A 25,981-nucleotide genomic window follows, 5' to 3' on the forward strand; every position below is an offset into this window, starting at 1 on the left:
TTTATTTCACCTTCTCAATAAATATTTCGTTTAAAGATGGCTCCGCTACTTGAAAATTTCGAATAGGTATGCTATTTTGCTTAAATAGATTAATCAGTTGAATTGATTCATCATAATTTTTAACCTTTATGATAATTTCTGCAGCATCTTTTTTATAAGGCAATCCTAGCTTTTTAATAAATTGTTCTGTTTCCGGCGAAGCTGTTAAAGTAAAATTTCGATAGCTATAATTTTGTTTAATTTCATCTAATTTCCCTGAAAGGACAACTCGACCTTTTTTCAATATACAAATTTTTTTACAGAATTTTTCAATTTGCTCCATTCGGTGGCTTGATAATATTACCGTTTTTCCTAATTTAATCTGTTCTTCGATAATGGAAGAAAGCAAACTTGCATTAATTGGATCCAATCCACTAAATGGCTCATCTAAAATGACAATCTCAGGATTATGCAATAAAGTACCAATTAGCTGTATTTTTTGTTGATTTCCTTTTGATAATTCATTAGCACGCATAGATTTATAATTAGACATCCCGAGTTTTTCCATCCAATAATTAATGGATTGATCAACCGATTTTTTGCTCATTCCTTCTAATCGGCCAAAAAATCGAAGCTGATCTATAATTTTACTTTTAGGATATAACCCTCTTTCCTCCGGCAAATATCCAATAGAAACGCTTGATCTATCCAGTTTTTTCCCATCCCACATAATAACTCCTTTATCCGGCTTTAATAATCCTAAAAGCATTTTGATAGTGGTTGTCTTGCCTGCCCCATTTTGACCTAATAATCCAAGGACCTCTCCTCTTTTTAAAACGAAACTGAGATTATTCACCGCTATTACATTCCCAAAAAACTTATGCAAACCATAAACCTCTAAAGTCAATTTTCCCCGCTCCCTTAATGTATTTTTATCAACCCATGATTAGATGTTCTTATATTCGAAAAATGGTTCCCCCATGATCTTATATACGTCTCTTTAAATAGGAATACACCGCACCAAATATTCCTAAAGAGACAAAGAAATACAGCAAGATATCAACCAATTGTTCTGGAGTGATGTATCCAATCAAATTTAAAATCAGCAAGATAACAACACCTAAATAAAATAGATGAAATAAAAAACGAGTTGTCTGATATTGAATCACCACTCCTCTTTCGTCCTTTCCCTCTAAACTGCTCTGAAATTTCAATACATACATCTGACCTACCATTCCTAAAAGCAACAGCAAGCACTTCAAGAACAGCATAATTATTCCTCCTTAAACTCAAAAATTTCAGTTAACGGTTTACCAAAGGCACGAGCAATTCGAAAAGCAAGGATTAGCGATGGATTGTACTTATTCTTTTCTAAGGCAGCAATCGTTTGACGACTAACACCCACTCTCTCCGCTAAATCCTGCTGAGTCCATCCCTTTTCAGCTCGAAAAACCACAATTCGATTGCTTAACAAAATATCACCTCCAAATACATTATAGTATTTTAATTCCAAAATGTAAAATATTTTTTACAAAATGTACAAAAAATATTACAAATAAAACAGCACAGAAATTCTGTGCTGTTTTATTTGCTTTCAATTGGTTTTTCTAAAGTTAATACAGATGGAACTTGCTGAGGATGGGACAATCGTAGCAGCTGATATCCTATGCCAGAAATCCCCAAAAACAAACCAGGTATTTCTATTTGGCGAGGAACACCTGTATTATATTTTCCATTTTGCTTTCTCTCTTGGATTACATTCATTCCAATTGCTTCAGCCATACGAACCCATTCTGTTCTCCCAAGTATCGATCCTGCCATATAAAACAGTTCCGCATTTCCTAAATCACCGTGACAAAGGCAATGGCTTCTCCCCATTCCAGACCTGAGAGTAGTAGATACAGCAGTTTCGATTTCTTGCAATAGTAACTGATCATTTAGATATGCTAAATATAAAACGCGACTTAACCCAATTCCAGCTGCACCGTGACACCATGCAGCAACAAAATCACTGCCTTTATGCTCTGAACATCTTAAATCCAACCAATTATTTTCATTTGGATCATACAGCGAACGATCATATCGAATAGCTTCTAATGCTGTCTCATAATAATCTTGTTTGGATGTTAACTTGTGTAAACGCAATAATGCCCAAGCAATACCACTAGTTCCGTGTGAAAAACCTCCCATCAAATTTTGACTGACCTGATCTCGCCATCCCACCCCTTTATCTGTCGTCACTTTGTTTTTAAGTAAATGATCACCGTACATTTGAGCAATATGAAGAGCATATTCATTTTCAAATTGTTCAGAAATATTTAAAAGAACATGGATGATACCAGCGCTGCCTCCAAGGAGATCATAAAAATTATCACTACTTACATTCCTTTCAATATTAGTTAAAACTCTATTTAAATATGAATCCCATGTTTTCTGTTTTCCATACAATGCAATAAAATGAGCTAGTGTATATAATGTTGATGCTTGTCCATAAAATGCGCTACAGAAACTTTTTGAATGAATAGGACTGTGTATAATCGTTTCAACAGCCTGTAGTGCTAATTTAGTAAAATCTTTTTCATTTGTAACCTTACCTAAATAAGCTAAGAATAATGCAATTCCACTTAAGCCATTGTACAGACTTTGATCTAAAGAAGAAACCTGCCATTGACCATAGTAATTTGTAACAAGTCCGATCCAAGCAGCATCGTTTCTGTTGCCAATGATAGCTTGTTCTGCAAGTCGGTAACCGATTTTTTTTGCCCCTTCCACAAATAAATTAGTATCGATATTGTTTAAGTCTTCTGGAGAAAAATGATATTGTTTAATGCTAATTTTTTCTTTACAATTGCTCGCAATTGATGCTTCAATCCATCGGGCCTGTTGTTCAATATTTTCCATGGTTAAACCCGCAATACGCTCTACCGATATATCATAACTGGCTTTTTTAAAGAAATTAGGTATTATTTCTCCTGAGCTAGTAATGAGATCCCTACTTCCTGGTTTGGTTGTAAAAATTGGGATGTCTCCATTAAGCAAATCCCTTTTTTCAAACGGAATTTGACGTGTATCTAAAACTGTGAACCACAGACGGTCTAAGAGCTTATCACGTTCTATCCAATCTCTCATATAATCTGGATGTTGAGATTCCAAAATGAAGTTTCCATAATACTGTGTAGGACGTATTATAATGCGAATTTCCACATCTTTAAACTTTGAAAGTGGTCCTGTTTCGCTAATTAGCTCTTCTTTATTATTTAAAATAATCCGCCCAGCATTTTTAAATCCTTCAATAATAAAGTCAATATAGTCTGCCGCTTCTACTATTTTTCCATTTAATTTCGGAGCATTATAATAATTTGCTTTCAAGGTTGCTTTTTTACGAACAAAACGCATTTCGTCAGTCCCTTCATTTTCTACCTGCAATATAGGTATAGGGAGCTCTTGTGCCTTTGTGCTAATACCACTTATATCTACTCCACGACCGTCTGCACTTCTGTAAAACAAATGCGGTAGTAATCCCGTGCCTAAAACTGAATTTACTACCATTAATTTTGCTTTTACCTCAGCAGTTTCCTCAATTTTCATCTCAGGAACATGATGAAATATAGTTTCCAAGTCTATTAATTTTGGGAATTCTCCATTTATTGTATTGGATACATCGAGTGTTGGTACATCTACAAACGATTCCATTCCAACAATGACCCATCTCCGATGATGTATAAAAAACGTACAGACTCGTTTCCTTGTCTGAGAAGGAAAAGTGTTGACACCTTCCTTCTCGAACAAGTTCAGCAAGCGAAGCGCGGTAGAAAAAATCTCTATTTTCTTGACATAATACCATACGCTTTTCAGATAGACTGATAAACGAAAGGAAAAGAATGGTTTAGTTCGCTCTCTCCCATACGGCTCTTTCATTACCGATAGGGTCGATTTCCACGCAGCTTGACGCGCCAAAAATCATTGCCTCTCCCTTGTCAAAGTCATAAAACCGTCCATTCTTCCAGCAGCTGATCATGATTAGGATTTCCATTGCACGCAAACGAAATCCATGCATCATGCATTTGTTTGCTAATTTGTTTTCGCTCCGGCAAATTTCCGGTAAAACTCGTCACCCCTGGCTGATGAAGATTACCGAATACAAACGGTAGCTTAAGCGCATGGCACGCTTTCAATCTGCCGCCCATGATTGGCTTTTTATCGTTAAAACGATACATTCTTTTATTTTTATAGAATAGGAAATAAAAAGAACCTAACCGAACGATTCGGTTAGGTTCCCTTGCTTAATCATTATTTTTTCAAGTTATAGAACGATTTAATGCCGTTGTAAATCGCTGTGTCGCCAAGCTGATCTTCGATGCGAAGCAATTGGTTGTATTTCGCGACGCGGTCGGTGCGGGAAGGTGCCCCTGTTTTAATTTGACCGGCGTTTGTCGCTACCGCGATGTCAGCGATCGTGCTGTCTTCCGTTTCACCGGAACGGTGGGAAACAACGGCAGTATATCCAGCGCGTTTTGCCATTTCAATCGCATCGAACGTTTCGGTTAATGTACCGATTTGGTTGACTTTAATCAGAATCGAGTTGCCGACGCCTTTTTCGATTCCTTCCGCTAGTTTTTTCGTATTCGTTACAAACAAGTCGTCACCGACAAGCTGTACTTTTTTGCCAAGGCGCTCTGTTAATAGTTTGTGGCCTTCCCAGTCGTTTTCATCTAAACCGTCTTCGATCGAAATGATTGGGTATTTCGAAACGAGTTCTTCATACCATGCGACCATTTCTTCGGACGTTTTTACAACGCCTTCGCCTTCAAGATGGTATTTGCCGTCTTCTTTGTTGTAAAGCTCGGAAGAAGCAACGTCCATCGCAAGCATAACTTCTTCGCCTGGTTTGTAGCCGGCTTTTTCAATCGCTTCAATGATCGTTTGCAGCGCTTCTTCGTTCGATTTTAAGTTTGGCGCGAATCCGCCTTCGTCACCTACCGCAGTGTTGTAGCCTTTTGCTTTTAATACCGCTTTTAAGCTATGGAAAATTTCTGCGCCCATGCGAAGCGCTTCACGGAAGCTTTTCGCGCCGACAGGCATAATCATAAATTCTTGGATGTCTACATTGTTATCCGCATGCGCGCCGCCGTTTAAAATGTTCATCATCGGTACTGGCAATGTTTTCGCGTTAAATCCGCCAAGATATTGGTATAATGGCATATCTAATTCATCTGCTGCTGCGCGCGCTACTGCTAAAGATACGCCTAAAATCGCGTTTGCCCCTAATTTACCTTTATTTTCCGTGCCGTCTAGTTCAATTAACGTTTTGTCAATGCCAACTTGGTCTGTCACTTCAAAACCGATAATCGCTGGTGCGATAATTTCATTGACGTTTTCCACCGCTTTTAATACGCCTTTTCCAAGATAACGGCTTTTATCGCCGTCACGCAATTCCACTGCTTCGTATTCTCCCGTTGATGCACCGCTTGGTACTAATGCGCGGCCAAAACCGCCATCTTCCGTATATACTTCGACTTCTACCGTTGGATTGCCGCGAGAGTCTAATACTTCACGTGCGTATACATCTACAATTGCAGACATGTTCACACTCTCCTTTTAATTATTTTTTTATTAATGTTTTTCCCGTCATTTCTTTCGGCTGTGGCAAGCCAAGCAAATCAAGCATCGTTGGCGCTAAATCGCCTAAAATGCCGTCCTTGCGAAGTTCGATTCCTTTTTTCGTTACGATCACAGGAACCGGGTTTGTCGTATGTGCGGTTTGCGGTTTGCCATCCGGCGTCAATACTTCATCCGCGTTTCCGTGGTCTGCCGTAATAATGGCGATGCCGCCTTTTGCAAGAATCGCATCCACAACTTTGCCAAGGCACTCATCCACCGCTTCGATCGCTTTAATCGTCGGTTCTAATTTTCCTGAGTGGCCGACCATGTCCGGGTTCGCATAGTTTAAAATGATCGCGTCGTATTTATCTGCTTCAATTTCTTTTAGGAGCGCATCCGTCACTTCGTAAGCGCTCATTTCTGGTTTTAAGTCATATGTGGCGACTTTTGGCGAGTTGATTAAAATGCGGTCTTCGCCTGGAAACTTCTCTTCCCGTCCGCCGTTCATAAAGAACGTAACGTGCGGATATTTTTCCGTTTCCGCGATGCGAAGCTGGCGCAATCCATGTTGTGATAGGACTTCACCGAGCGTATTATCCAGATTTGTCGGTTTAAACGCGACATAACCTTTTACGGTTTCACTAAAGTGTGTTAGGCATACAAAGAACAAGTTTTTCGGATGTTTCGGACCACGGTCGAACTCGCGGAAGTCTTCGTTCGTAAACGTGTTCGAAATTTGAATCGCCCGATCTGGCCGGAAGTTGTAGAAAATGATCGCGTCTTCATCTTTAATCGTCGCCACAGGCGAGCCGTCTTCACGCACGATGACCGATGGAAGCACAAACTCGTCGTAAATGCCATGTTGATAAGAATCTTCAATGCACTCAAGCGGATCGCGATAGGTTGGTCCTTCTCCATACACCATCGCGCGATATGCTTTTTCGACGCGCTCCCACCGCTTATCGCGGTCCATCGAGTAATAACGGCCGGATAAGGTTGCGATTTCCCCGACGCCATACTCTTTTATTTTTTCTTGTAATTCTTTAATATATTTCGGCGCCGTTTGCGGTCCGACATCGCGGCCATCTAAAAAGCCGTGGATGTAGACGTTTTTTACGCCTTCATTAGCGGCTAATCTTAATAGCGCATATAGATGGTTAATATGGCTATGAACGCCGCCGTCAGAGAGAAGACCGAAAATGTGCAAATTCGTTCCTTTTTCTTTGACATGATTCATCGCCGCTAAAAACGTTTCGTTGCGGTCAAACTCTCCCTCGCGAATCGCAATGTTTACGCGCGTTAAGCTTTGGTATACAATGCGGCCGGCGCCGATATTTAAGTGGCCGACTTCCGAGTTTCCCATTTGTCCTTCTGGAAGCCCGACCGCCTCGCCGCACGCAGTTAATGTAGCGTGCGGATATTCATTCCAATAACGGTCAAAGTTCGGCTTTTTTGCTTGCGCGATCGCATTGCCATATGTTTCTTCGCGAAGCGCAAATCCGTCTAAAATAATTAACGCCACTGGTTTTTTACTCATGTTGTCCAGCCTCCACTAGTTGTAAAAATGATTTCGGATCGAGGCTTGCACCGCCGACAAGGGCGCCATCAATATGTTCTTGCGCTAAAAATTCGCGAATGTTTTCCGGTTTTACGCTGCCGCCATACTGAATGCGTACAGCTTCGGCCACTTCCGGCGAAAAGATTTTTGCAATGATTGAGCGGATATGGCCGCACACTTCATTGGCATCTTCAGCGGTCGATGATTTGCCAGTGCCAATTGCCCAAACTGGTTCATAGGCGATGACCACTTGTTTTGCTTGTTCCGCGGTTAAACCGGCAAGCGCTTTTTCTACTTGCGCGCCAACAATGTCATTCGTTTTGCCGCTTTCCCGCTGTTCTAACGTTTCACCGCAGCAAACAATTGGAATAAGCCCGTGTTTAAAAGCAGCAAGCACTTTTTTATTCACCGTTTCATCCGTTTCCGCAAACATTTCGCGGCGTTCGGAATGACCGATAATCACGTAAGTAACACCAATATCTTTCAACGCAACTGGGCTAATTTCGCCAGTAAACGCTCCTTTGTCTTCAAAATGCATATTTTGCGCGCCAATTTTTAAATCAGATCCTTGCGCACTTTGCACAAGCCGCTCTAAAAATAGGAAAGGTGCGCAAATGACGGAATCGACTTGTTCGGCAGGCGGGACAAGCCGTTTTACTTCTTCAACGAAGTTTACCGCTTCCGTCAATGTTTTATGCATTTTCCAGTTTCCTGCGATAATTCGTTTTCTCATGATTGATCCCTTCCTTTCTACGAACGGAGTTGGCGCGTTATTTATCGTTTAACGCCACCACTCCAGGAAGTTGTTTTCCTTCCATAAATTCAAGCGATGCACCGCCACCGGTGGAGATGTGATCCATTTTTTCCGCTAAGCCGAATTTTTCTACTGCCGCTGCCGAATCGCCGCCGCCGATGACCGAATATGTATCGACAGCATCCGCTAACGCTTGGGCAACCGCTTTTGTTCCTTCGGCAAAAGCATCCATTTCAAATACTCCCATTGGACCGTTCCAAACAACAAGCTTGGATTTCATAATAACATCGCGATAAAGCTCACGCGTTTTCGGCCCAATATCGAGCGCTTCCCAATCGCTTGGAATCTCATCAATTGCAACGACTTTCGTATTGGCATCGTTCGCGAACCGATCGGCTACGACGACGTCAACCGGCATATAGAAATTAACTCCTTTTTCTTTCGCTTTTTCCATAAATGATTTTGCCAGTTCAATCTTATCTTCTTCTAGCAATGATTTGCCAATTTCATGGCCAAGCGCTTTAACAAACGTATACGCAAGCCCTCCACCGATAATAAGGTTGTCCACTTTATTTAGTAAGTTTTCAATGACGCCGATTTTGTCTTTTACTTTTGCGCCGCCAATGATCGCCGTAAATGGACGGTCTGGGTTAGAAAGAGCTTTTCCAAGCACTTCAATTTCTTTTTCCATTAAAAATCCAGCAACGGCTGGCAAATAGTGTGCAATTCCTTCTGTAGAAGCATGAGCCCGATGGGCAGCACCAAACGCATCGTTCACATAAATATCGGCCAATTCAGCAAATGCTTTCGCAAGCTCTGGATCGTTTTTCTCTTCACCTGGGTAAAAACGAACGTTTTCTAGAAGCAATACATCGCCTTCATTCATTTTCGAAATTGCTTCTTTTACTGCATCGCCGTATGCCTCATCAGTTTTTGTCACATGTTTTCCAAGCAGTTCACTTAAACGCCGTGCAACCGCATTTAAGCGTAATTCTTCGACGACTTTTCCTTTTGGCCGGCCAAGATGGCTCGCTAGGATCACTTTTGCACCTTGTTCCATTAAATAACGAATCGTTGGAAGTGCTGCGCGAATGCGTGTGTCGTCTGTAATCGCACCATTTTCCATCGGCACATTAAAGTCGACACGGCAAAACACTCGTTTTCCTTTCACATCTACGTCCCGAACCGTTTTTTTGTTCATGGCGCTATGCCCCCTTTTTGATGATATCGTTCCCACAAACGAAGAGGAGTGGGGATCATTTCCCCGCTCCCCTCCACCATCCTATTATAGACTTGACTGGGTGCTAAAAACAACGCCTATCCTTATAGTCCTTTGGATGCAATATATGCTGCAAGGTCGACAACACGATGAGAGTAGCCTGTTTCATTATCGTACCAAGAAACGACTTTTACCATTTTTCCTTCCAGGACCATTGTGGAAAGCGCATCGATGGTCGAAGATGCCGTGCTGCCATTATAGTCGCGAGATACAAGCGGCTCTTCACTGTAAGCTAAAATGCCTTTTAATTCGCCTTCCGCCGCTTCTTTCAATGCTGCGTTGACTTCTTCTACTGTTACTTCTTTTTCAAGCTCCGCAACAAGGTCGACAACAGACACGTTTGGTGTTGGTACACGCATTGCCATACCGTTTAGTTTGCCTTTTAGTTCAGGAAGTACAAGGGCAACTGCTTTTGCCGCACCTGTTGTTGTCGGAATAATCGATTCTGCTGCAGCACGCGCACGGCGCAAATCTTTATGAGGCAAGTCTAAAATTTGTTGGTCGTTCGTATAAGCGTGAACTGTTGTCATCATTCCGCGAACAATACCGAATTTTTCATGAAGCACTTTTGCAAATGGCGCTAAGCAGTTCGTTGTACAAGAAGCGTTGGAAATAATGTGATGGTTCGCAGGATCGTATTTGTCTTGGTTTACACCCATCACGATCGTAATATCTTCGTCTTTCGCCGGTGCGGAAATGATTACTTTTTTCGCGCCAGCCTCTAAATGTTTTGCCGCGTCTTCACGTTTCGTGAAGCGACCTGTCGATTCAACGACAATGTCCACACCTAATTCGTTCCATGCTAGTTTAGCTGGGTCGCGCTCCGCTTTTACAACGATTTCTTTTCCGTTTACAACGATATTATTGCCATTCACTGATACTTCCGCGTCTAATTTTCCGTGAACAGAATCATATTTCAAAAGATGAGCTAATGTGTTTGCATCCGTTAAGTCATTTACCGCCACTACTTCAATATTCGGATTTTTTAATGCCGCACGAAAAACATTGCGACCAATACGGCCAAAACCGTTAATACCAATTTTTACTGCCATGGATAGTTCCTCCTTTAAAAAATGGTTGCATATATTTAAGGGATGTTACTCCCCTAGTAACGCTCTTGCTGCACCTTCATCGGTAATAAGAATGGAATGAGGCGCTCGTTTCATATACGCCTGAATAGCTTTTGCTTTCGAAGACCCTCCAGCCACCGCAATGACATGTTCGACACGCGGAAGGTCTTCCAACTGAATGCCAACCGTTTTCACTTTATGCACAACTTCTCCTGCTTCATTAAAGTAATAGCCAAACGCTTCGGCAACCGCATGTCGTTCTTTAATTTTCTCCATATCCTCTTTTGAGGTTTTCCGGCGTTCCGCCATTGTGATAGCATCTCCGATTCCATGCACGACCATGCGGCATGATTTAATAAGTTCCAGCACTTCTTTCACAGTCGGTTCTTCAATTAAAGATTCATACGCCTCACGACTTAGGTGGTCAGGAACATGAAGAAGCCGATAGTTTCCTAACGCTTTTTCCGCCATCTTTGCACAAATGGTGTTCGCTTGGTTTTTCACATCTTCACCTAAGCCGCCCCGTGCCGGAACAAATAAAATACGGTTTTGTTTTGGATCGGGAGTCATCATCTCGGCAACAGCGGCAAGTGTTGTGCCTCCTGTCACTGCCACGATGTCGCCGTTTGTCAATCTTTCTTTCATGCAGGTCACACAAGCTCTTCCCATTTCTTTTTTTACCCAAGGAGAAAGGTCACTATCTCCAGCAACAACGATAACCCCTTCAATATGAAGTTTCTCCATTAATTTTGTTTCTAAATCTTTTAGGCCTAATAATTCTCTCATAACATCCTCGAGCGCATGCAACAATTCCTTGCCTTCTTGGGTCAAACTCATGCCGGCGGAACTGATGGTTAGCAAATTTTGCTCTTTCAAAAACTGCACTTCCGAACGAAGCACACGCTCAGTTATTCCTAAACTGCCCGACAGTACTCTCCTCCCGATTGGCTGCATCAGCGAAATGTAGTGCAAAATACGATATCGTTTTTGCATAACTTCAAGAAGGTCGGGCAATAATTTTTTTTGCGCTTCAATTAATGATTGCATTGGTCCCCTTCTCCTTGCAAAATATATGGACATTAATTGTCCCGCTATGACTTATTGTGTCCCACTTGTGTGAAAAAAATTCCCCCTGCCACAATTTCATTGTAACAGGAGGAATCATAATGTTCAACCACTTTGCGCCTCGAGTAAACGTTTTCTTATGACATCTTTTTGAACCATCCCAAAATCTACTTCTTCCCCATCGATTTCGACAACCGGAATCATCAATTGATATTTTTCCAGCAATGCATCATCTTGATAAATATCAATTTCATTGATGTGAAAGGAGAATTCCCGTTGCAGTTCTTGCAACACTTGTTTTGCTTTATCACATAACGGACAGTTTGTTTTCGAGTATAAGTTGATCACCACTTGCTGTCACTTCCCTACATACTGTTTTCGTTTTGCAGATGATGGAATATGCAGTTGTTCGCGATATTTTGCGACCGTTCTGCGCGAGATCACCACACCGTATTGCTCATGTAATAAATCGGCGAGCTTTTGGTCAGAAAGCGGCTGCTGCTTATTTTCCTGTTCAATTAACTGCTTGATAAACATTTTTACTTTTACAGAAGAGGCAGCATCTTCATCCATGTAAACAGAAGAAACAGCGCTTGAAAAAAAGCGGCGAAGTTCCACTGTGCCAAACGGCGCTTGAACATATTTGTTTTTTACCGCGCGGCTGACAGTAGATTCGTGAATGCCAAGCTCTTCCGCAACTTCGCGCATTGTAAGGGGCTTTAAGGCTGCAAAACCAGTTTCAAAACATTGTTTTTGTTTATCGACAATGACATGCGTAATGTTCAGCAATGTTTGTTTGCGCTGTTCCAGACTTTTTGCTAACCATAAAAACTGGCGATATTTATCTTTTACAAACGCATGAACCTGCCCGTCTTGACAGCTGGAAATCTTTTGCTCGTATCCCCGATTCCAGATGAGTTCCGGATGCACATCTTCATTGTAAAAAATGCGCCAATCACCTTCTTCGCTGCGTTGGACAATTATATCGGGAACAATAAAATGCGGTCTCTCTTTTGTATAATGGATGCCAGGACGCGGTTCAAGCGTGCGAATTAAATCCCATACACGCTGCAATGAAGCGATATCCACGCCAAGTTGTTTCGCCAACGTTTTCCAAGCTTTTTCGACAAATAACGAAAAATGGTGCTGTATAATCTGTTCCGCGAATTCATCGCGATATGGTAAGCGCTTTAACTGTAAATATAAACATTCTTGCAAGTTGCGGGCGCCAACGCCAGCCGGCTCTAATGACTGAATGATCTGAAGCGCTTTTTCTGCTTCCTGTTTGGAAATAGCAAATCGTTCTGCAATTTCTTCGATATTTACCCGCAAATACCCATCTTCATCAAGGCAAGCAATCATATAATGCACGATGCGTTCTTCGTGTTCCGGAAGCGAAAGAGCTGGAAGCTGTGCAGTTAAATATGATGAAAGCGTTTCCGAATAAGTGCTCATATTTTCAATCCATTGCTGTTTTTCCTTATCCGATAAGTTGCGGAAGTTTCGCTTTAACCGGTAGTCGCGAATTTCGAGAAAAGGATTTTCCAACGACTGCTCATATAAAAAGGACTGTAATTCCACAGCAGAATATTGCAATAGTTCAATTGCTTGAGTCAATTCCTTTGTAAGCGATAGCTTAAGTCGCTGCTCCTGCAATAATTCGGCCCTCATTGTCAAGCCCCCTTTTTTTTATTGTACAATACTGTCGCCCCGGCGGTATATAAAAAAATAATTGTTAAACCTATTGTTTATAAAACCATTGGAGGTGACTGAACTTTATCCGTCATTCAAAAAGGCAGATTGGTACGCCAACAGTCGATCATCGAGCCAGACTGTTGATTATATTATATTCAAGGCACAAAAAAACCTGCTGCGTTTCGCAGCAGGTTTTCACTTGATACGCCCTCGGCAGGATTCGAACCCACGCTAAGAGAACCGGAATCTCTCGTGCTATCCACTACACTACGAGGGCATTATATTTAGTTGCTATTATCAGTTGCATATTCAATTATATTGAAAACACCTTTATATTGCAAGAGGGAAAATGTGTTTAAAAAATGAAAAAGAGGTTATGATGAAAAAAGGGATGTCCTACGTTTATAGCGAATAATAATAAAGTAAGGTCAATATTTTTTGTTTGACCTTCATTGACCATTTAGGTATGATAGAGGTACATACGATTAAGCGATTGGTAAAGGAGGAAGCTTCATGAATTTAATTCCTACAGTTATTGAGCAAACAAGCCGCGGAGAACGTGCTTATGACATTTATTCTCGTTTATTAAAAGACCGCATTATTATTCTTGGCAGCCCAATTGATGACCAAGTGGCAAACTCGATCGTTTCCCAATTATTATTTTTAGCGGCCGAGGATCCTGAAAAAGATATTTCGCTTTACATCAATAGCCCAGGTGGTTCGATTACTGCTGGCTTGGCAATTTATGATACGATGCAATTTATTAAGCCAGACGTTTCTACAATTTGTATCGGTATGGCTGCTTCGATGGGTGCGTTCTTGCTTGCCGCAGGAGCAAAAGGAAAACGGTTTGCCTTGCCAAACAGTGAAATTATGATTCACCAACCGCTTGGCGGCGCGCAAGGTCAAGCCACAGAAATTGAAATCGCCGCAAAACGGATTCTCTTCTTGCGCGATAAGTTAAATCGCATTCTTGCTGAAAATACTGGCCAACCAGTCGAAGTGATTGAACGCGATACAGACCGCGATAACTTCATGACGGCGCAAAAAGCACAAGAATACGGCATTATCGACCGTGTATTAACACGCATCGATGAAAAATAAAACATGAAAAAACAGGCTGCTTCGCTTGACATAGAAGCAGCCTATTCTTTATTTTTCTTTTTGTACATAGTTTGCCAATTTTTCAATTGCTTCGTTTTCATCCGGACCATCCGCAATCAACTTAATGACAGAACCGGTGCTGATCGCAAGGCTCATTAGCCCCATAATGCTTTTTGCGTTCACTTTCTTTCCGTCTTTTTCTAGATAAATATCGGAAGAAAAGCGATTCGCTTCCTGAACAAACAACGCTGCCGGGCGTGCTTGTAATCCCGTTTTTAATCGTACTTCTACTTGTTTCTCTACCATTCTCCATCTCCCCTTTTTTATAATGACTTATGAAAATCAACAGGCTTACCTGCCCGCAATCGTTCCGCAATCTCATCAATTTTTCGCAGACGGTGATTAATTCCTGATTTACTAATCTTTCCACCGGATACTAACTCGCCTAATTCTTTTAACGTTACATCTTGGTACATCATCCGCAATTCCGCAATTTCCCGCAATTTATCAGGAAGGGCGCTTAATCCGATGGTTTCGTCAATATAACGAATGTTTTCTACTTGGCGAAGCGCTGCGCCAATCGTTTTATTTAAGTTTGCTGTTTCGCAATTGACAAGACGGTTTACCGAATTTCTCATATCGCGTACAATGCGAATATCTTCAAAGCGCAATAACGCTTGATGTGCGCCAATAATATTTAAAAACTCAGAGATTTTTTCCGCTTCTTTTAAATACGTAATAAACCCTTTTTTTCGTTCCAATGTTTTGGCATTAAGAAAAAAGTGGCTGTTCATTAATTCACATAATGAATTGTTATGTTCTTCATAAAGAGAAAAAATTTCTAAATGGTACGATGACGTTTCCGGATTGTTTACAGATCCTCCGGCAAGAAACGCACCGCGCAAATAAGAACGCTTACAGCACTTTTTTTTCACTAATTCTGGTGAAATCACGCGAATTAGTGAAAAATCCTCCTTCAATATTTTTAAATCCTTTAATAGTTCATGAGCGCCGTCAATAATTCGAACGATGTATACATTATTTTTTTTCAGGCGCATTTTTTTTCGAACTAATAGTTCTACTGTTACCGTATACCCTTTTTTTAAAAGAGTATAAATTCTTCGCGCGATCGCGGCATTTTCCGTTTGCACATCCACAATCATTTGCTGATTGGAAAAAGACAGCAAACCATTCATGCGCAGAAGCGCTGACAATTCTGCTTTTAAACAGCACGGTTTCACTTCCAAATTCGTTAGTTCTTTTTTCGTTTCTGACGCAAACGACATGGTTAGTCACCTCCAACGGTTCATTCATCGTAATCAGGAGGAAGGAGGTGCTGTAATCAGCGAAATAAGTAACGATGCCACTTTTTTCGTATCGTGACGAATGACGTGATCTTCATAGCTGACGATATTATCGCGAATCACTTGAATTCCTAAATCGATGAGCCGGTCGCTATCATCCTTCACCGGTTCCGCCAGCTCTTCTGCATAACGTTTTTGAATTTCTTCCGGAATATGACCATTATTCACAACAACAACATCCAAAAATAAACATCCCATATGGTCATGGAGCGCTTTGACATGGTCGCTTACCGTGTAGTGCAGCGTCTCACCCGCTTGGGTCATCACATTACATATATACACTTTTTTTGCTTTTGCTTGACAAACTTCTTGCCCGATTTTCGGCACAAGTAAATTTGGCAAAATACTCGTATATAAACTTCCCGGACCGATGACGATCAAATCCGCAGAACGAATCGCTTCAATCGTTTCTGGAAGCGGTTCAATATTTTCCGGTGTCAAAAATACTTTTTTAATCCTTTTGCCGGAATAAGGAATTTTCGATTCTCCAGAAACAATGACGCCGTCTTCCATTTCCGCATGAAGAACGACGCTTTTATTCGCCGCTGGCAATACTTGTCCGTGCACTTTCAGCACTTTGCTCATCTCGCGGATGGCTTTGACAAAATCGCCGGTAATGGACGTCAACGCTGCCAAAATTAAATTACCTAACGAATGTCCTGATAGACCGTTGCCGTTTTTAAATCGATGTTGGAACAATTCAACAATAAGCGGCTCGACATCTGACAGCGCTGCCAATACGTTGCGCACATCTCCCGGTGGCGGAATGTCTAGTTCATCGCGCAATCTTCCTGAGCTGCCGCCATCATCAGCGACAGTAACGATTGCCGTAATATCAATGGCATACTGCTTCAAGCCGCGCAACAATACAGGGAGCCCTGTTCCGCCGCCGATAACGACAATCTTAGGCTGATGCTTCACACTCATTTATGCTTTTCCTTTCTCCTCTCCATGTCACGGTGGGACACATGGGTTTTATAATCTTTCGAAAAATAACGGGCAATATATTCGGCAATGGCAACCGACCGGTGCTGACCCCCTGTACAGCCGATGGCGATCACAAGCTGGCTTTTCCCTTCTCGCTTATAATGAGGGAGCATAAAGGCTAATAAATCAATTAGTTTCTCAAGAAATTTCTGCGTTTCACTCCACTTTAACACATAGGAGGAAACTTCTTCATCCAACCCTGTTTTCGGCCGCATATGGTCAATATAATGAGGATTTGGCAAAAAGCGGACATCAAAAACTAAATCAGCGTCAATCGGAATGCCGTATTTAAAGCCAAACGACATCACGTTGACGGTAAACGTCTGTTGCGTGTGAGAAGAAAATTGCTGTAAAATTTTTTCCCTTAACTCCCGTGGCTTTAAATCAGACGTATCATAAATAATTTGCGCCCGCCCTTTTAACTCTTCGAGCAATTTGCGCTCTAAACGGATGCCTTCAAGCGGCAATCCATTTGGGGCAAGCGGGTGTGTGCGTCTCGTTTCTTTATATCGCGCCACAAGCGTCGAATCTTTCGCATCTAAAAATAAAATCTGCGGCGTCACCCATGATTGCTCCGCCAACTCGTCTAGCGCGGTAAACAAACTATCGAAAAAGTCACGGCTTCGCAAATCCATTACTAACGCCACTTTATTCATTTTATTCCCCGACTCTTTCATCAACTCCAAAAATTTTGGGAGCAACGTCGGCGGCAAATTATCGACACAAAAAAAACCTAAGTCTTCAAAACTCTGAATAGCGACCGTTTTTCCAGCGCCAGACATCCCTGTTATAATCACCATTTGAATATGGTTGGCCGAACCTGTGCTCATGCCTCTCCCTCCACTCTATTAACTGGGATCTAACCGATAGGAAAGCAGCTCAAAATCTTTCGTATATATAAACGTCCCGTACATAATGTCTGATCCTTTTAGCGCGTAATCTAAAATATGGTAATCACCTGGTGCCATCGGAAGCTGATGGATTGTTTCCATCGGATGCCATTCCAACTTTCCTTCTTCGGAATATGGAACATTTTCTCCGTCAAATTGTTCGGCAAAAAAAGTAAACATCATCCATTCAGAAACGATTTGTTCTTGTTCTTTGATGACCATCGTAAAAATTCCTTTGAGCTTTGGGTTTTTTAAGTAAATCCCTGTTTCCTCGCGATATTCGCGAATGCACGCTTCGCGGATGGATTCTCCTTGTTCCATCTTTCCTCCCGGGGCAACCCACCAACCCCGCTTCGGCTTTTGCAATAATAATACTTTTCCATCTTTTAGTAAAACGCAATTCGTCACGCGTTGCAACACGCTCACCTCAACATCACTACATAACATCCAAAGACTTAGAATTCCATTTATTTTATTATACTATTTCTTACAGCTCACTACAATGAAGAAGCCTGTCACATACTTGTTCACACATAAAAAAAGAAGCACGGGAAAGGGTACCCGTGCTGAACAAAAAGATCTATATAAAAGGGGGTCAATTACTTACTTTTAGCATACAAAAAAAATGTTTCATGCGTGTTACAGCAGAATTAAACGTCTATTACGATTTCATTACTTTATGTTTAATTTTTCCTTTAACTCTTCCACATAATGTTGTGCGCTTTGCGCTGCAATGCTTCCGTCCCCCGTTGCTGTAACGATTTGCCGTAATGATTTTTCGCGGACGTCTCCTGCCGCAAAAATACCCGGCACTTTTGTTTCCATAAGCTCATTCGTTTCGATATATCCGTTTTCGTTCGTAATGCCAAGGCTCTCAAATGGCTTCGAAAGCGGAAGCATGCCGATATAAATAAACACGCCATCGCACGGAAATTCCCGTTCCTCTCCCGTTTGCGTATGAACAAGTGTCACGCTGTTTACTTTCCCATCTTTTCCATTAATTTGTTTTACGGTATGGTTCCAAATAAAATCAATTTTTTCATTGGCAAATGCGCGGTCTTGCAAAATTTTTTGCGCACGTAATTGGTCACGGCGATGAACGATCGTTACCTTATTAGCAAAGCGAGTTAAATAGATCCCTTCTTCTACCGCGGAGTCCCCGCCACCAACGACAACGAGATTTTTTCCTTTAAAGAACGCCCCGTCACAGACAGCGCAATAAGAAACACCGCGGCCGCTAAATTCCGCTTCACCAGGTACACCGAGTTTTTTATACTCCGCACCAGTTGCAATAATGACAGCGCGTGCTTTGTATTGTTTATCGCCGACAATCACTGTTTTATATGCTTCGCCGTCAATAATTTCTTTTACTTCGCCGTATGCATATTCCGCACCAAATTTCTTTGCATGTTCAAACATTTTTGTCGCCAATTCTGGACCTAAAATATTCTCATATCCAGGATAATTTTCCACGTCTTCTGTATTTACCATTTGTCCTCCTGGTACACCACGCTCAATCATTAATGTAGATAAATTGGCGCGAGATGTATAGACAGCGGCAGTCATCCCTGCTGGTCCGGCTCCCGCGATAATGACGTCGTAAATTTTTTCCTCTGACACGCTGCTTCCACTCCTTCATTGATTAGTCTTTTACCATTATCGTATAGAAGTTTCGAATGAGCGTCTATTAATTTGCTCACGATAACAGCTCTTTCACTTTCTTTACATATTTTTTCACCGTTGATAATGAAATATGATACTTATCCGCAATCCATTTTTGTGTTACACGTTGCCCTTGCTGCTGCCGCCATACATACTCCATCGCCGCCGCCCAAGCAGAATGGTTAGAAAATCGCTCTTTTGTCGGCAATGCGTTTACAACGACGGAAAACCATGAAATATACATGTTTTCATCGATCTGATCATTTTTCATCGATAACTCATTGATAATGATATGGCTATTGATGACATATGAAGGAGACGTTTCTGTCATATGAAATAGAAAATAATCGGCAAATTGACTAAGGAGCGGATGATCAGTCAAATAACAACGAATCGCAATGGAAAGCGCGGGATCATTTTTGTACGGCGATTGACTAAGCAAATAAAGTCCATATAACATTTCTGCTATATTCGTTTGGTTAAACCAACGAATAATGCTCCGAAGTTCATGGTCGACAGATAGAGAGGAAAATGTCCACGGCTCCTCTCCGCGTTTGTCAGGATTTACTTTTATTACCTTCTCCCAAACATTTTTCGCTAATTCTTCGCGGCCGGTATAATAGGCTACATAGGTAAGCCAATAATAAAAGGCATCATCTCCATCATAGCCCATTTTATATAAATGATATAGCCATTTAAAAGCGAGGTCGAAACGGCCGACAAGCGCGAATGTCGCTCCAAGCTTATAGCGATGCTCGATAAAAAACGGATACACGCATGCCAATTTGTCAGAAAGACGTTTTACTTGCTGTTCATTGCGCAAATAATAATAAAAGACAAGGAGATTGCAAAGCGCATGTAAATTACCTGGGTTTCGCTCTAGCACTTGTTCGACAATTTCTTGCGCCTTTTGCACATTTCCGTTGTAAAAGTAGGCGAGCGCCAAATTATTGTACGCTGACCAAAATTCAGGATAGTTCGCAATTATCGTTTCCAGCAGGCGAATTGCTTCTGGAAACTCCTCTTTTTCCAATAAAAACCGCGCCCGTTCCTGCAATACAATTAAATCATCCTGCTCATCGCTGTTTTCATCTTCTTGATCGATTTTTAACAATTCTATTAAGTCCTCTGTATCTTCGACAAAATGGCCATTTGGATCACAAGCTAAATACATTTCCGCATACTTCATCGCCTCGCGGAATAATCCGAGATGAGCAAAGTTGTTTGCTAAAAAATAAAAACATTCATACATCGTTTCATCTAATTCATGGACAATCTTGAATAACCATTGATTCGAAGCCTGATATTCTCCTAACTCCGCAAGCACGGAGGCAAGCTGCAATACAAATGTAGCATCGTTTTTATCATATTGAACGGCTCGTTCAAAATATTTTTTTGCTTTATATAAATCGCGTTGTTGATACGCTTGCATTCCTTTTTTGAAATAGTATTCACCGTTTTGGATAAATGGAATAATTTTCGATTTTTGCTGCTTTGACTTTAGTTGCTTTTCCATGGAATCCTCCATCTATTGTTGAATTCACTGAAAAAAGTATACCACATTCTTCGGAAAAGCAAACATAAAAAATAAAAGCTGGCCCAGCAAGAAGCCAGCTCGACGTCACTGCTTAGCGCTATGCCGCTTAGTTAGCACTTCCAACACCGCATCAAGCGGAAGTTTTTGTTCCCTTAGCAGCACAAGTAAATGATACAATAAATCGGCGACTTCCCATTTCAATTCGTCATGGCTACGATTTTTCGCGGCAATAATAACTTCGGCCGCTTCCTCACCGACTTTCTTTAAAATTTTATCCACGCCTTTTTCCAATAAATACGTTGTATACGCTCCTTCAGGACGTTCCGCATCCCGTTTCGCGATGATCTCCTCTAACGTGTTAATAATCGCAAATCGGTTTGGCGAAGCTTCGTATTTTTCTCCATTAATACGGTTCGAAAAACACGAATAGCTTCCCGTATGGCAAGCTGGTCCGGCTGGCTCGACAAGCACCAAAAGCGCGTCACTGTCACAATCATAACGCATCTCGACAATGCGCTGCGTATTGCCGGAAGTTGCGCCTTTATGCCAAAGTTCCCCGCGCGAGCGGCTGTAAAACCATGTTTCGCCTGTTTCGAGCGATTTTTTTAGCGATTCTTCATTCATATAGGCAAGCATCAACACTTCTTTGCTTTGCGCGTCTTGGACAATTGCCGGAACGAGACCTTTTTCGTCAAATCGGATGTTTGCGAGGTTCATCGGATGTTTACCCCTCTTTCTTTTAAATACGCTTTTACTTCTTTCACCGATGTTTCTTTATAATGAAAAATCGAAGCCGCAAGCGCCGCATCTGCTTTCCCTTTTTCAAACACTTCAAGGAAATGTTTCGCGTTGCCGGCTCCGCCCGAAGCAATGACCGGAACGGAAACCGCTTCGCTTACCGTTCTCGTTAACGCAATATCAAAACCATTTTTTTCACCATCGCAATCCATGCTTGTCAATAAAATTTCCCCCGCGCCGCGTCGGACCGCCTCTTTTGCCCATTCGACCACTTCCAAGTCCGTCGCGTTTCTCCCGCCGTGCGTATACACACGCCACGAGCCAATCGTTTCGTCATATTTCGCGTCAATCGCAACGACGATGCATTGCGATCCAAAAAAGTCCGCTCCTTCCGTAATGAGGTTCGGGTTGCGAACAGCGGCTGTATTGAGCGACACTTTATCCGCACCGGCGCGCAAGATCGTTTTCATATCATCCAACGAATTAATCCCGCCGCCGACCGTAAACGGAATCGCCAGCTGTGCGGCGACTTTCTCGACGACTTCCACCATCGTTTTCCGCCCTTCGTGAGAGGCGGAAATATCTAAAAAGACAAGCTCGTCCGCTCCTTGTTCATCGTAAAACTTCGCCAGTTCGACCGGATCGCCGGCATCACGAAGTTGAACAAACTGCACTCCTTTCACGACGCGTCCATCTTTCACATCCAAACAAGGAATAATGCGCTTCGTAATCATTCACCTTGCACCACCTTCAGCGCTTCCGCGATCGTGAATTTCTTCGTATAGAGCGCTTTGCCGACAATCGCGCCAATCACGCCGGCATCGGCATATGTTTGGAGCGACACCAAATCCTCCAGAGAGCTGACGCCACCTGATGCGATGACATGTTTTTCAGTTGCGCGCGCCATTTCCACGACCGCTTGAATATTTGGACCTGACAACATTCCGTCCGTTGCGATATCCGTAAAAATAAACGTTTGCGCCCCAGCTTCTGCTAGCTCTTTACCAAGGTCGGTTGCTTTGACATTCGATGTGTTCAACCATCCTTCCGTCGCGACAAATCCATTTTTCGCATCAATACCAATGGCGATGCGCTCTCCGTATTTTTTCAGCATTTCTTTTACAAACGGCGGATCGGCGATAGCAGCGCTTCCTAAAATGACGCGTGCCACACCGTTTTCTAAATAATACACGATATCGTCTTCCGTGCGAATGCCGCCGCCAATTTGCACTTTCACCGGCAGCTGTTTCGCCACTTCGACGACGAACTGGTCGTTTATGCGTTTTCCTTCTTTCGCGCCGTCAAGGTCGACCATATGAATCCATTCGGCTCCTTGTTCAGCGAAGAAAGCGGCCATTTCGACCGGTGAATCGCCATATACCGTTTCTTTATTATAATCCCCTTGCAAAAGGCGGACGCATTTGCCGCCGCGCATATCAATCGCCGGATAAATCGTAAATGCCGCCATCACATACTCCCCTTTCCTTCGGCGATCGCCGCGTAGTTTTGCAAAATTTTCATGCCGATCTCGCCGCTTTTTTCCGGATGAAACTGTGTCCCATACACGTTTCCTTTTCCAACGACAGCGGGCACCTCCACATTGTAAAAACTGCTTGCAAGCACGACATCGCCATCATCGGTCACCACATAGTACGAATGGACGAAATAAACGTGTCCTTCTTCCACGTTTTGCAATAACGGAGAGGGATGACGGAAAACGAGACGGTTCCAGCCCATATGCGGCACTTTATACCGATTTCCGTTTGCCGTCATGCCGGGAATGCGGACGACACGGCCGCTAAGCAGCCCCAATCCTTCTGTTAACCCGTTTTCCTCGCTTTCTTCAAACAATAGCTGCATGCCAAGACAAATGCCAAGGAGTGGAGTGCCTTCATTTACCGCTTCGCAAACAAACTTGGCAAGCCCTGTTTCCCGCAAAATATGCATCGCGTCTTTAAACGAACCGACCCCCGGCAAAATGAGCCCCTTCGCGTTTTTCAATTCCTTTGGATCATCGGAAATAATGTACTCATAGCTCAATCGCTCTAACGCTTTGCTGACGCTGTATAAGTTGCCCATTCCATAATCAATAATGCCAATCATCGTTACAACATCCCTTTCGTTGATGGAACGCCTTTGACGCGTGGGTCGATCATCGTTGCTTCATCGAGCGCGCGCCCTAACGCTTTAAACACCGCTTCAATCATATGATGCGTGTTGCGCCCGTAATGGACGATGACGTGCAAATTCATGCGCGCTTCAAGTGCCAATTTCCATAAAAATTCATGGACAAGCTCGACATCAAACGTTCCGACTTTTTCGCTTGGAAACTCTCCGCGAAACTCAAAATGCGGACGGTTGCTTAAATCGACGACGACTTGGGCGAGCGCTTCATCCATCGGCACAAACGCGTTTCCGTAACGTTTTATTCCTTTTTTATCGCCGAGCGCCTCCCGCAGCGCCTGACCAAGACAAATCCCGATATCTTCGGTCGTATGGTGATCATCCACCTCCGTATCACCTTTGGCGGTGACCGTTAAATTAAATTGGCCGTGCTTTGTAAACAAATCGAGCATATGCGTTAAAAACGGCACGCCGGTATCCAGCTCCGCTTTTCCTTCCCCGTCAATGACAAACTGCAGCTGAATATCCGTTTCCTTTGTCGTTCTCGAAATCGATGCATGCCTTACCATAACCTATGTCCCCCTTATTTTTTAAAACGTTCTTCAACGGCGCGCGCATGTGCTTCAAGCCCTTCAAGTCTGGCAAACGCCGCGATTTTTTCCGCGTTTTGCTTTAGCGTCGGTTCGCTATAAAAAATGATGCTCGATTTTTTCACAAATTCATCCACGCTTAATCCGCTCGAAAACCGGGCTGTACCATTCGTCGGCAGCACATGGTTTGGACCGGCGAAGTAATCGCCAACCGGCTCCGAGCTGAAGCGCCCTAAAAAAATCGCTCCCGCATGGCGGATTTGACCAAGGAGTTGCATCGGTTCGGCTGTCATTACTTCCAAATGCTCCGGTGCTAATTCATTCACAACTTCGACCGCTTCCGCAAGCGTTTCTGTGACGTAAATGGCTCCGTAGTTCTCGAGCGATGCAGCGGCAATCGCTTTGCGCGGTAGCGTCTCCAGCTGTTTTTCGACCTCGCGTGCGACTGCAAGCGCCAATTTCATCGATGGAGTGACGAGAATCGCGGAAGCGCGCTCATCATGCTCGGCTTGTGACAACAAATCAGCGGCAATTTCGTTCGCCTTTGCCGTTTCATCCGCCAACACGACGATTTCGCTCGGTCCGGCAATCATATCAATCGCGACTTGCCCGAACACTTCGCGTTTCGCGAGCGCCACGTAAATGTTGCCTGGCCCGAAAATTTTATCGACCGGACGAATCGTCTCCGTTCCGTACGCAAGCGCGGCAATCGCCTGCGCACCGCCGACTTTATATATTTCTTTCACTCCTAATTCGTTCGCTGCCACTAACACGCCGGCCGGAAGCGTTCCGTCTTTATTTGGCGGAGATGTGATCACAATTCGTTTGACCCCTGCCACTTGGGCAGGAATGACATTCATAAGCACCGATGACGGGTAGGCGGCTGTCCCTCCTGGAACGTACAATCCAACCGCATCAAGCGGCGTTATTTTCTGACCAAGCATCGTGCCGTCTTCTTTTGTCATGATCCATGACTCTCTCTTTTGACGCTCATGATAATCGCGAATGTTTTCCGCCGCCTCTTGGATGATCCGAAGCACTTCTGCGCTTACGTTCTGATACGCCCTTTCTATTTCTTCGTCTGTCACGCGCAGCGAATCAAGGCGGACGCCATCGAATTTTTCTGTATAACTTTTTAGCGCTTCATCACCGCGAGCGCGCACATCGGCAATAATCTCCAGAACCTTACTGCGCTGTTCTTCCGTCCCTGATTCAATCGTACGGCGCAATGATACACGGTTTGTCACTCGTTCGATTTTCACGTTTGCTCTCTCCTTCATTGCGGAATGACTTCGGATAAACGATGAACTAGCTCATCAACCGCTTCGTCTTTCATGCGGTAGCTGACCGGGTTGACGATTAATCGCGATGTGACATCAGCGATTTTCTCCAATTCCACCAGCCCGTTTTCTTTCAGCGTCCGTCCGGTTGAGACTATATCGACGATACGGTCGGCAAGCCCAATGAGCGGAGCAAGCTCAATGGAGCCATTCAACCGAATAATTTCGACTTGCTCGCCTTGTTCGCGAAAATAGCTAGAGGCGATATTTGGGTATTTCGTCGCTACGCGCGGCGCGATTTGATTCATGCGCACACCCGGCAATCCTGCCACCGCTAAATGACATTTGCTAATCTTTAAATCTAACAGCTCGTACACATCGCGCTCTTCTTCCATCATGACGTCCTTGCCGGCAATGCCTAAATCGGCCACCCCATGTTCCACATAGGTGACGACGTCCATCGGCTTGGCGAGAATAAAGCGCATGTTTTCTTCCGGAACTTCAATCATTAGTTTTCTTGACTCGGCAAATTCCGGAGGGAGCGTATAATCCGCTTTCCGAAGCAGTTCGAGCGCTTCGTCGAAAATTCTCCCTTTCGGCATCGCAATCGTCAGCATTGTTTATCACTCCTCATGAGTGTTGATTATCTATTATGAAGGCATAATAGTGTAGCAATAAGCCTATATAGTCAGGGAAAACAAAGA

General features: G+C 43.1%; 28 protein-coding genes and 1 tRNA gene. 1 reads left to right on the forward strand and 28 read right to left on the reverse strand.

The genetic code is table 11. The annotated features are described in order from the left end of the window. Nucleotide 1: 1 nt before the first annotated feature. The 14 genes from DER53_RS02740 to DER53_RS02805 all read right to left on the reverse strand — a co-directional run bounded on the left by DER53_RS02740 (nucleotide 2) and on the right by DER53_RS02805 (nucleotide 13,278). Nucleotides 2–886, reverse strand: coding sequence for an ABC transporter ATP-binding protein (locus DER53_RS02740; RefSeq protein WP_062755722.1), 885 nt, complete (start codon nucleotides 884–886; stop codon nucleotides 2–4). Nucleotides 887–965: 79 nt separating this feature from the next. Next, complete coding sequence (locus DER53_RS02745) at nucleotides 966–1,250, reverse strand: hypothetical protein (RefSeq protein ID WP_062755720.1); 285 nt, start codon at nucleotides 1,248–1,250, stop codon at nucleotides 966–968. A 2-nt stretch (nucleotides 1,251–1,252) separates the two neighbouring features. Continuing rightward, the gene (locus tag DER53_RS02750) at nucleotides 1,253–1,453 is read right to left on the reverse strand and encodes a helix-turn-helix transcriptional regulator (RefSeq protein ID WP_062755718.1); all 201 of its coding nucleotides are present in this window, start codon (nucleotides 1,451–1,453) and stop codon (nucleotides 1,253–1,255) included. A 110-nt stretch (nucleotides 1,454–1,563) separates the two neighbouring features. Next, a complete protein-coding gene (locus DER53_RS02755) occupies nucleotides 1,564–3,672 on the reverse strand; it encodes a type 2 lanthipeptide synthetase LanM family protein (protein WP_244319624.1) in 2,109 nt (702 codons plus the stop codon). 290 nt (nucleotides 3,673–3,962) lie between these two features. Next, nucleotides 3,963–4,196 (reverse strand): carboxylesterase family protein, encoded by a 234-nt coding sequence (locus DER53_RS02760; RefSeq protein WP_062755714.1) that lies wholly within the window; start codon nucleotides 4,194–4,196, stop codon nucleotides 3,963–3,965. Between the two features lie 73 nt (nucleotides 4,197–4,269). Further along, complete coding sequence (gene eno / locus DER53_RS02765) at nucleotides 4,270–5,562, reverse strand: phosphopyruvate hydratase (RefSeq protein ID WP_062755712.1); 1,293 nt, start codon at nucleotides 5,560–5,562, stop codon at nucleotides 4,270–4,272. Nucleotides 5,563–5,581: 19 nt separating this feature from the next. Continuing rightward, nucleotides 5,582–7,117: a 2,3-bisphosphoglycerate-independent phosphoglycerate mutase gene (gpmI, locus tag DER53_RS02770; protein WP_062755711.1), complete on the reverse strand. Its 1,536-nt coding sequence runs from the start codon at nucleotides 7,115–7,117 to the stop codon at nucleotides 5,582–5,584. Then, nucleotides 7,110–7,871, reverse strand: coding sequence for a triose-phosphate isomerase (gene tpiA, locus DER53_RS02775; protein WP_015865021.1), 762 nt, complete (start codon nucleotides 7,869–7,871; stop codon nucleotides 7,110–7,112). The genes gpmI and tpiA overlap by 8 nt, the downstream gene beginning before the upstream one ends. Nucleotides 7,872–7,908: 37 nt before the next feature. Continuing rightward, nucleotides 7,909–9,093, reverse strand: a complete 1,185-nt coding sequence (locus tag DER53_RS02780) for a phosphoglycerate kinase (protein WP_062755709.1) — start codon at nucleotides 9,091–9,093, stop codon at nucleotides 7,909–7,911. Nucleotides 9,094–9,215: 122 nt separating this feature from the next. After that, entirely contained in the window at nucleotides 9,216–10,223 is a 1,008-nt protein-coding gene (gap, locus tag DER53_RS02785) for a type I glyceraldehyde-3-phosphate dehydrogenase (RefSeq protein WP_062755707.1), read from the reverse strand. Between the two features lie 45 nt (nucleotides 10,224–10,268). Continuing rightward, the gene (locus DER53_RS02790) at nucleotides 10,269–11,288 is read right to left on the reverse strand and encodes a sugar-binding transcriptional regulator (RefSeq protein WP_062755705.1); all 1,020 of its coding nucleotides are present in this window, start codon (nucleotides 11,286–11,288) and stop codon (nucleotides 10,269–10,271) included. A gap of 123 nt (nucleotides 11,289–11,411) precedes the next feature. Then, entirely contained in the window at nucleotides 11,412–11,657 is a 246-nt protein-coding gene (locus tag DER53_RS02795; protein WP_062755704.1) for a glutaredoxin family protein, read from the reverse strand. A gap of 6 nt (nucleotides 11,658–11,663) precedes the next feature. Then, the gene (gene rpoN, locus DER53_RS02800) at nucleotides 11,664–12,977 is read right to left on the reverse strand and encodes an RNA polymerase factor sigma-54 (protein WP_062755703.1); all 1,314 of its coding nucleotides are present in this window, start codon (nucleotides 12,975–12,977) and stop codon (nucleotides 11,664–11,666) included. Between the two features lie 229 nt (nucleotides 12,978–13,206). Further along, nucleotides 13,207–13,278 (reverse strand) — tRNA-Arg (locus tag DER53_RS02805). A gap of 236 nt (nucleotides 13,279–13,514) precedes the next feature. Between DER53_RS02805 and clpP the strand changes: the two genes are divergently transcribed. Further along, nucleotides 13,515–14,105 (forward strand): ATP-dependent Clp endopeptidase proteolytic subunit ClpP, encoded by a 591-nt coding sequence (gene clpP, locus DER53_RS02810; RefSeq protein ID WP_015865027.1) that lies wholly within the window; start codon nucleotides 13,515–13,517, stop codon nucleotides 14,103–14,105. A gap of 48 nt (nucleotides 14,106–14,153) precedes the next feature. On the opposite strand, the gene DER53_RS02815 is transcribed toward clpP, so the two are convergent. The 14 genes from DER53_RS02815 to hisG all read right to left on the reverse strand — a co-directional run bounded on the left by DER53_RS02815 (nucleotide 14,154) and on the right by hisG (nucleotide 25,894). Then, on the reverse strand, nucleotides 14,154–14,411 hold the full coding sequence (locus DER53_RS02815) for an HPr family phosphocarrier protein (RefSeq protein WP_015865028.1): 258 nt from the start codon (nucleotides 14,409–14,411) through the stop codon (nucleotides 14,154–14,156). Between the two features lie 17 nt (nucleotides 14,412–14,428). After that, a complete protein-coding gene (gene whiA, locus DER53_RS02820) occupies nucleotides 14,429–15,391 on the reverse strand; it encodes a DNA-binding protein WhiA (protein WP_062677270.1) in 963 nt (320 codons plus the stop codon). A gap of 33 nt (nucleotides 15,392–15,424) precedes the next feature. Continuing rightward, on the reverse strand, nucleotides 15,425–16,396 hold the full coding sequence (locus tag DER53_RS02825; RefSeq protein WP_062755701.1) for a gluconeogenesis factor YvcK family protein: 972 nt from the start codon (nucleotides 16,394–16,396) through the stop codon (nucleotides 15,425–15,427). Then, nucleotides 16,393–17,286: an RNase adapter RapZ gene (rapZ, locus tag DER53_RS02830; protein WP_062677268.1), complete on the reverse strand. Its 894-nt coding sequence runs from the start codon at nucleotides 17,284–17,286 to the stop codon at nucleotides 16,393–16,395. The genes DER53_RS02825 and rapZ overlap by 4 nt, the downstream gene beginning before the upstream one ends. Nucleotides 17,287–17,304: 18 nt before the next feature. Next, nucleotides 17,305–17,763 (reverse strand): 8-oxo-dGTP diphosphatase, encoded by a 459-nt coding sequence (locus tag DER53_RS02835; protein ID WP_062677267.1) that lies wholly within the window; start codon nucleotides 17,761–17,763, stop codon nucleotides 17,305–17,307. A 255-nt stretch (nucleotides 17,764–18,018) separates the two neighbouring features. Further along, on the reverse strand, nucleotides 18,019–18,966 hold the full coding sequence (gene trxB / locus DER53_RS02840; RefSeq protein WP_062755699.1) for a thioredoxin-disulfide reductase: 948 nt from the start codon (nucleotides 18,964–18,966) through the stop codon (nucleotides 18,019–18,021). Nucleotides 18,967–19,042: 76 nt separating this feature from the next. Then, nucleotides 19,043–20,524 (reverse strand): tetratricopeptide repeat protein, encoded by a 1,482-nt coding sequence (locus DER53_RS02845; RefSeq protein WP_062755697.1) that lies wholly within the window; start codon nucleotides 20,522–20,524, stop codon nucleotides 19,043–19,045. A 105-nt stretch (nucleotides 20,525–20,629) separates the two neighbouring features. Continuing rightward, the gene (gene hisIE, locus DER53_RS02850) at nucleotides 20,630–21,262 is read right to left on the reverse strand and encodes a bifunctional phosphoribosyl-AMP cyclohydrolase/phosphoribosyl-ATP diphosphatase HisIE (protein ID WP_062755695.1); all 633 of its coding nucleotides are present in this window, start codon (nucleotides 21,260–21,262) and stop codon (nucleotides 20,630–20,632) included. Continuing rightward, on the reverse strand, nucleotides 21,259–22,017 hold the full coding sequence (gene hisF, locus DER53_RS02855) for an imidazole glycerol phosphate synthase subunit HisF (protein WP_062755693.1): 759 nt from the start codon (nucleotides 22,015–22,017) through the stop codon (nucleotides 21,259–21,261). The genes hisIE and hisF overlap by 4 nt, the downstream gene beginning before the upstream one ends. Then, the gene (gene hisA / locus DER53_RS02860) at nucleotides 22,014–22,751 is read right to left on the reverse strand and encodes a 1-(5-phosphoribosyl)-5-[(5-phosphoribosylamino)methylideneamino]imidazole-4-carboxamide isomerase (protein WP_062755691.1); all 738 of its coding nucleotides are present in this window, start codon (nucleotides 22,749–22,751) and stop codon (nucleotides 22,014–22,016) included. The genes hisF and hisA overlap by 4 nt, the downstream gene beginning before the upstream one ends. After that, nucleotides 22,751–23,386 carry an imidazole glycerol phosphate synthase subunit HisH gene (hisH, locus tag DER53_RS02865; protein WP_062755689.1) on the reverse strand — a complete coding sequence of 212 codons (636 nt, stop codon included), beginning with the start codon at nucleotides 23,384–23,386 and terminating at the stop codon, nucleotides 22,751–22,753. Before hisH ends, hisA begins: the two co-directional genes overlap by 1 nt. Before the next feature lie 2 nt (nucleotides 23,387–23,388). Further along, complete coding sequence (hisB, locus tag DER53_RS02870) at nucleotides 23,389–23,976, reverse strand: imidazoleglycerol-phosphate dehydratase HisB (RefSeq protein WP_062755687.1); 588 nt, start codon at nucleotides 23,974–23,976, stop codon at nucleotides 23,389–23,391. Nucleotides 23,977–23,990: 14 nt separating this feature from the next. Further along, a complete protein-coding gene (gene hisD, locus DER53_RS02875) occupies nucleotides 23,991–25,259 on the reverse strand; it encodes a histidinol dehydrogenase (protein ID WP_062755685.1) in 1,269 nt (422 codons plus the stop codon). Between the two features lie 14 nt (nucleotides 25,260–25,273). Continuing rightward, nucleotides 25,274–25,894 (reverse strand): ATP phosphoribosyltransferase, encoded by a 621-nt coding sequence (gene hisG / locus DER53_RS02880; protein ID WP_062755683.1) that lies wholly within the window; start codon nucleotides 25,892–25,894, stop codon nucleotides 25,274–25,276. Nucleotides 25,895–25,981: the final 87 nt, after the last annotated feature.

The sequence above is a fragment of the Parageobacillus toebii NBRC 107807 genome (assembly GCF_003688615.2).
GTDB lineage: Bacteria > Bacillota > Bacilli > Bacillales > Anoxybacillaceae > Parageobacillus_B > Parageobacillus_B toebii.

Coding starts and splice junctions, on each gene's coding strand:
- DER53_RS02745 (WP_062755720.1), bottom strand. CDS start 1,250: ATGCTGTTCTTGAAGTGCTTGCTGTTGCTTTTAGGAATGGTAGGTCAG.
- DER53_RS02755 (WP_244319624.1), bottom strand. CDS start 3,672: ATGGAATCGTTTGTAGATGTACCAACACTCGATGTATCCAATACAATA.
- DER53_RS02760 (WP_062755714.1), bottom strand. CDS start 4,196: ATGTATCGTTTTAACGATAAAAAGCCAATCATGGGCGGCAGATTGAAA.
- eno (WP_062755712.1), bottom strand. CDS start 5,562: ATGTCTGCAATTGTAGATGTATACGCACGTGAAGTATTAGACTCTCGC.
- gpmI (WP_062755711.1), bottom strand. CDS start 7,117: ATGAGTAAAAAACCAGTGGCGTTAATTATTTTAGACGGATTTGCGCTT.
- tpiA (WP_015865021.1), bottom strand. CDS start 7,871: ATGAGAAAACGAATTATCGCAGGAAACTGGAAAATGCATAAAACATTG.
- DER53_RS02780 (WP_062755709.1), bottom strand. CDS start 9,093: ATGAACAAAAAAACGGTTCGGGACGTAGATGTGAAAGGAAAACGAGTG.
- gap (WP_062755707.1), bottom strand. CDS start 10,223: ATGGCAGTAAAAATTGGTATTAACGGTTTTGGCCGTATTGGTCGCAAT.
- DER53_RS02790 (WP_062755705.1), bottom strand. CDS start 11,288: ATGCAATCATTAATTGAAGCGCAAAAAAAATTATTGCCCGACCTTCTT.
- rpoN (WP_062755703.1), bottom strand. CDS start 12,977: ATGAGGGCCGAATTATTGCAGGAGCAGCGACTTAAGCTATCGCTTACA.
- clpP (WP_015865027.1), top strand. CDS start 13,515: ATGAATTTAATTCCTACAGTTATTGAGCAAACAAGCCGCGGAGAACGT.
- DER53_RS02815 (WP_015865028.1), bottom strand. CDS start 14,411: ATGGTAGAGAAACAAGTAGAAGTACGATTAAAAACGGGATTACAAGCA.
- whiA (WP_062677270.1), bottom strand. CDS start 15,391: ATGTCGTTTGCGTCAGAAACGAAAAAAGAACTAACGAATTTGGAAGTG.
- DER53_RS02825 (WP_062755701.1), bottom strand. CDS start 16,396: ATGAGTGTGAAGCATCAGCCTAAGATTGTCGTTATCGGCGGCGGAACA.
- rapZ (WP_062677268.1), bottom strand. CDS start 17,286: ATGAGCACAGGTTCGGCCAACCATATTCAAATGGTGATTATAACAGGG.
- DER53_RS02845 (WP_062755697.1), bottom strand. CDS start 20,524: ATGGAAAAGCAACTAAAGTCAAAGCAGCAAAAATCGAAAATTATTCCA.
- hisIE (WP_062755695.1), bottom strand. CDS start 21,262: ATGAACCTCGCAAACATCCGATTTGACGAAAAAGGTCTCGTTCCGGCA.
- hisF (WP_062755693.1), bottom strand. CDS start 22,017: ATGATTACGAAGCGCATTATTCCTTGTTTGGATGTGAAAGATGGACGC.
- hisA (WP_062755691.1), bottom strand. CDS start 22,751: ATGGCGGCATTTACGATTTATCCGGCGATTGATATGCGCGGCGGCAAA.
- hisH (WP_062755689.1), bottom strand. CDS start 23,386: ATGATTGGCATTATTGATTATGGAATGGGCAACTTATACAGCGTCAGC.
- hisB (WP_062755687.1), bottom strand. CDS start 23,976: ATGGTAAGGCATGCATCGATTTCGAGAACGACAAAGGAAACGGATATT.
- hisG (WP_062755683.1), bottom strand. CDS start 25,894: ATGCTGACGATTGCGATGCCGAAAGGGAGAATTTTCGACGAAGCGCTC.